The 3,412-nt window shown below is 67.1% G+C and carries 3 protein-coding genes; 2 read left to right on the top strand and 1 reads right to left on the bottom strand.

From position 1 onward, the window contains the following. Together K8V11_RS06785 and K8V11_RS06780 are read left to right on the top strand one after the other, a co-directional pair. Positions 1-1,655: AAA family ATPase (locus K8V11_RS06785; protein WP_303911965.1), on the top strand; the 1,655-nt coding region annotated here is incomplete at its 5' end. A 127-nt stretch (positions 1,656-1,782) separates the two neighbouring features. After that, positions 1,783-2,664: a TSUP family transporter gene (locus tag K8V11_RS06780; RefSeq protein WP_303911964.1), complete on the top strand. Its 882-nt coding sequence runs from the start codon at positions 1,783-1,785 to the stop codon at positions 2,662-2,664. A gap of 10 nt (positions 2,665-2,674) precedes the next feature. On the opposite strand, the gene K8V11_RS06775 is transcribed toward K8V11_RS06780, so the two are convergent. After that, positions 2,675-3,412: A/G-specific adenine glycosylase (locus K8V11_RS06775; RefSeq protein ID WP_303911963.1), on the bottom strand; the 738-nt coding region annotated here is incomplete at its 5' end.

The raw sequence follows: 3,412 nt of genomic DNA, 5'->3' as shown, positions 1-3,412 counted from the left end.
GCAAGCACATCGAGAAGGACGCCGCTCTCGAGCGCCGCTTCCAGCCGGTGCAGGTCCCCGAGCCGTCGGTCGAGCTGTCGGTGGAGATCCTCAAGGGTCTCCGCGATCGCTACGAGGCGCACCACCGGGTGACGATCACCGACGGCGCCATCGCCGCTGCAGCGCAGCTCGCCGATCGCTACATCAACGACCGATTCCTGCCGGACAAGGCGATCGACCTCATCGACGAGGCCGGCGCCCGCATGCGCATCAAGCGGATGACGGCTCCGCCAGACCTGCGTGAGATCGACGAGAAGATCGCCGACGCACGCCGCGAGAAGGAATCGGCGATCGACGCCCAGGACTTCGAGAAGGCCGCCGGTCTTCGCGACACCGAGCGCAAGCTCATCGCCGAGCGCAGCGACAAGGAAAAGCAGTGGCGCGCCGGCGATATGGATGTCGCCGCCGTGGTCGACGAGGAGCAGATCGCCGAGGTTCTCGGGAACTGGACCGGGATCCCCGTGTTCAAGCTCACCGAGGAGGAGTCCACGCGCCTGCTGCGCATGGAGGACGAACTGCACAAGCGGATCATCGGGCAGGATGACGCCATCAAGGCCGTCTCCCGTGCCATCCGCCGTACTCGCGCTGGCCTCAAGGATCCGAAGCGTCCCTCGGGCTCGTTCATCTTCGCCGGCCCGTCCGGTGTCGGTAAGACCGAGCTGTCGAAGGCGCTCGCACAGTTCCTCTTCGGCGAGGACGATGCGCTGATCCAGATCGACATGGGCGAGTACCACGACCGCTTCACCGCGTCGCGGCTGTTCGGTGCCCCTCCGGGCTACGTCGGCTACGAAGAGGGCGGCCAGCTCACCGAAAAGGTCCGCCGCAAGCCGTTTTCGGTGGTGCTGTTCGACGAGATCGAAAAGGCGCACTCGGAGATCTACAACACCCTGTTGCAGGTCCTCGAGGACGGTCGTCTCACCGACGGTCAGGGTCGCCTCGTCGACTTCAAGAACACGGTGCTCATCTTCACCTCGAACCTGGGTACCGCGGACATCTCGAAGGCCGTGGGTCTCGGTTTCCAGACGTCGAACAACAACGAAGATGCCTACGAGCGGATGAAGCAGAAGGTCAACGACGAGCTGAAGAAGCACTTCCGCCCGGAGTTCCTCAACCGTATCGACGACATCGTCGTGTTCCACCAGCTCACGCAGGACGAGATCGTCCAAATGGTCGATCTCATGGTCAAGCGGGTGCAGAAGGCGCTGTTCGCCAAGGACATGGATATCGAGGTCTCGGACAAGGCCAAGCGTCTGCTCGCGCAGCGCGGCTTCGACCCGGTCCTCGGCGCGCGCCCGCTGCGTCGCACGATCCAGCGCGAGGTCGAGGACCAGCTCTCCGAGAAGCTGCTCTTCGGTGAGCTTGGCGCAGGCGAACTCGTAGAGGTCGACGTCGAGGGTTGGGATGAGGATGCCGCCCCGAAGAAGACCGAGGACGCGAAGTTCACCTTCACCGGCAAGCCGCGCCCCGAGAGCTCCATCGAGGCACAGCGCAAGGACGCCGAGGACAAGACCCCCGAGGACATGAAGGTCCCCGGCCCCGGTGACTCGCGCCTGCCCGCGGCCCCCTCGGGCCCGGCGCCGGACGGCCCGAACGCCGGAGGCGCACAGCTCGCCTAGAGGCGCCCAGAAAAGCCCGCCGTCATACCGAAAGCACTTCGTATGACGGCGGGCTTTCGCCATTTCCAGGCGACTTAGAGCACGGGGTGGCGCCGAGTATTGTGTGAAGTCGCCCGGTTTATGTGCAGTGCAATTGTCATTCGCCACCGCGCACATGCGCGGCGAGTTCGGTATCTGCTCGGGGCAGGACGACGAGACGCCCTTCGAAAGGATCCCAGTGACGGATTTTGCGACGCTGCTCACCGATAATCCGGGTCTCGCCGTCGCCCTCATCGTCGCCGCGGGCTTCGCCGGATGGATCGACGCCGTCGTCGGCGGTGGCGGGCTCGTGCTCATCCCGGTGCTGCTCATCGCGTTCCCGAACGCCGTGCCCGCGACGGCGCTGGGCACCAACAAGGCCGTCGCGGTGTGGGGCACGCTGAGCGCCTCGATTACCTATTTGCGCCGCACGAGAGTCCCGCTGAAGTTCCTCGCCGCCGCCGTTCCCATCGCGCTGGTGTTCTCGGGGCTCGGTGCCGCTGCCGCCGCGGCGATCTCCACCGACTGGATGCGCCCGATGGTGCTTGTTCTGCTGCTTGCCGTAGGCCTGTGGGTCGCGCTTCGGCCCGGCTTCGGTTCCGGCGATGCCACCCCGCTGCGCCGCGCCGGTGTCGCCGGAGGCCTATGCGCCGCCGGCGCCATCTCGTTCTACGACGGCATCTTCGGGCCCGGCACCGGCACATTCCTCATCATGGCCTTCACGGCACTGGTGACCGGCGACTTCCTCCGTTCGGCTGCGATGTCGAAGGTGGTCAACCTCGCCACGAACATCGGCGCGCTCCTCGTCTTCGGGGCTGGCGGGCACATCGTGTGGCTGCTCGCGCTCGTGCTGGCGATCGCCAACGTCATCGGCGCGCAGGTCGGCGCCCGGATGGCCATCAACCGCGGTAGCGGTTTCGTGCGGATCGTGCTCCTCGTGGTTGTCGTGGCGATGGTCGGAAAACTCGCCTACGACATGATCGCCGCGTAGCCCGGAGCCTCTACACGGGAAGCGAAAACTCGCCGTTCGCCTCGACGAGCAGGCCGTCGGCAAGGAGCGAGCTCAGCGCCCGGTCGCGCTGGGTATCGTCCGGCCACACCGCGTCGAGCCGCTCACGCGAGACCCAGAAGTGCTCGTGCTCGCCGAGCCCGGAGTCCGCGTGCCCGTCGCGGAGGACGTCTAACAGCAGCCCACGCACCTGTCGGTCGGTGCCGGCGAACTTCTGCGGAGCGCGCCGCTTGCCCTCGTATGCGGGGAACCCGGCCGCCCGCCACGCGCAGCGCTCGGCGAGCGGGCACTCGTCGCACCGTGGGCCGCGCGCCGAGCACACGAGAGCGCCGAGCTCCATGACCGCCGCGCAGAACCGCACCCCCGCGCGGTTCCCGGGCGGCATGAGCCGCTCCATGTCCTCTAATTCCTTCTTTGACGGCGGAGGAGCTTCCGCCTCCCCGCGGTCCACCCGCGCGATCACCCTCCGAATGTTCGTGTCGACGACGGGCACCGCGCGGCCGAAGGCGAACGCGACAACCGCTCGCGAGGTGTAGTCGCCTACCCCAGGGAGCTCGAGCAACGCCTCTACATCTGCAGGAACCTCGCCGCCGTGGCGCTCGACGATAGCCTGCGCACATTCCTTGAGTCGCAGCGCCCGGCGCGGGTAACCGAGCTTGCCCCACGCGCGGAGGACCTCGGCAGACGATGCCTCGGCAAGCTCGGCCGGCCCCGGCCACTTGGCGATCCA

The sequence above is a fragment of the Dietzia timorensis genome (assembly GCF_020742175.1).
Taxonomy (GTDB): Bacteria; Actinomycetota; Actinomycetes; order Mycobacteriales; family Mycobacteriaceae; genus Dietzia; species Dietzia timorensis_A.
Note: the sequence above shows the minus strand (reverse complement) of the source record. Positions and strands in the feature narration are given on the sequence as shown.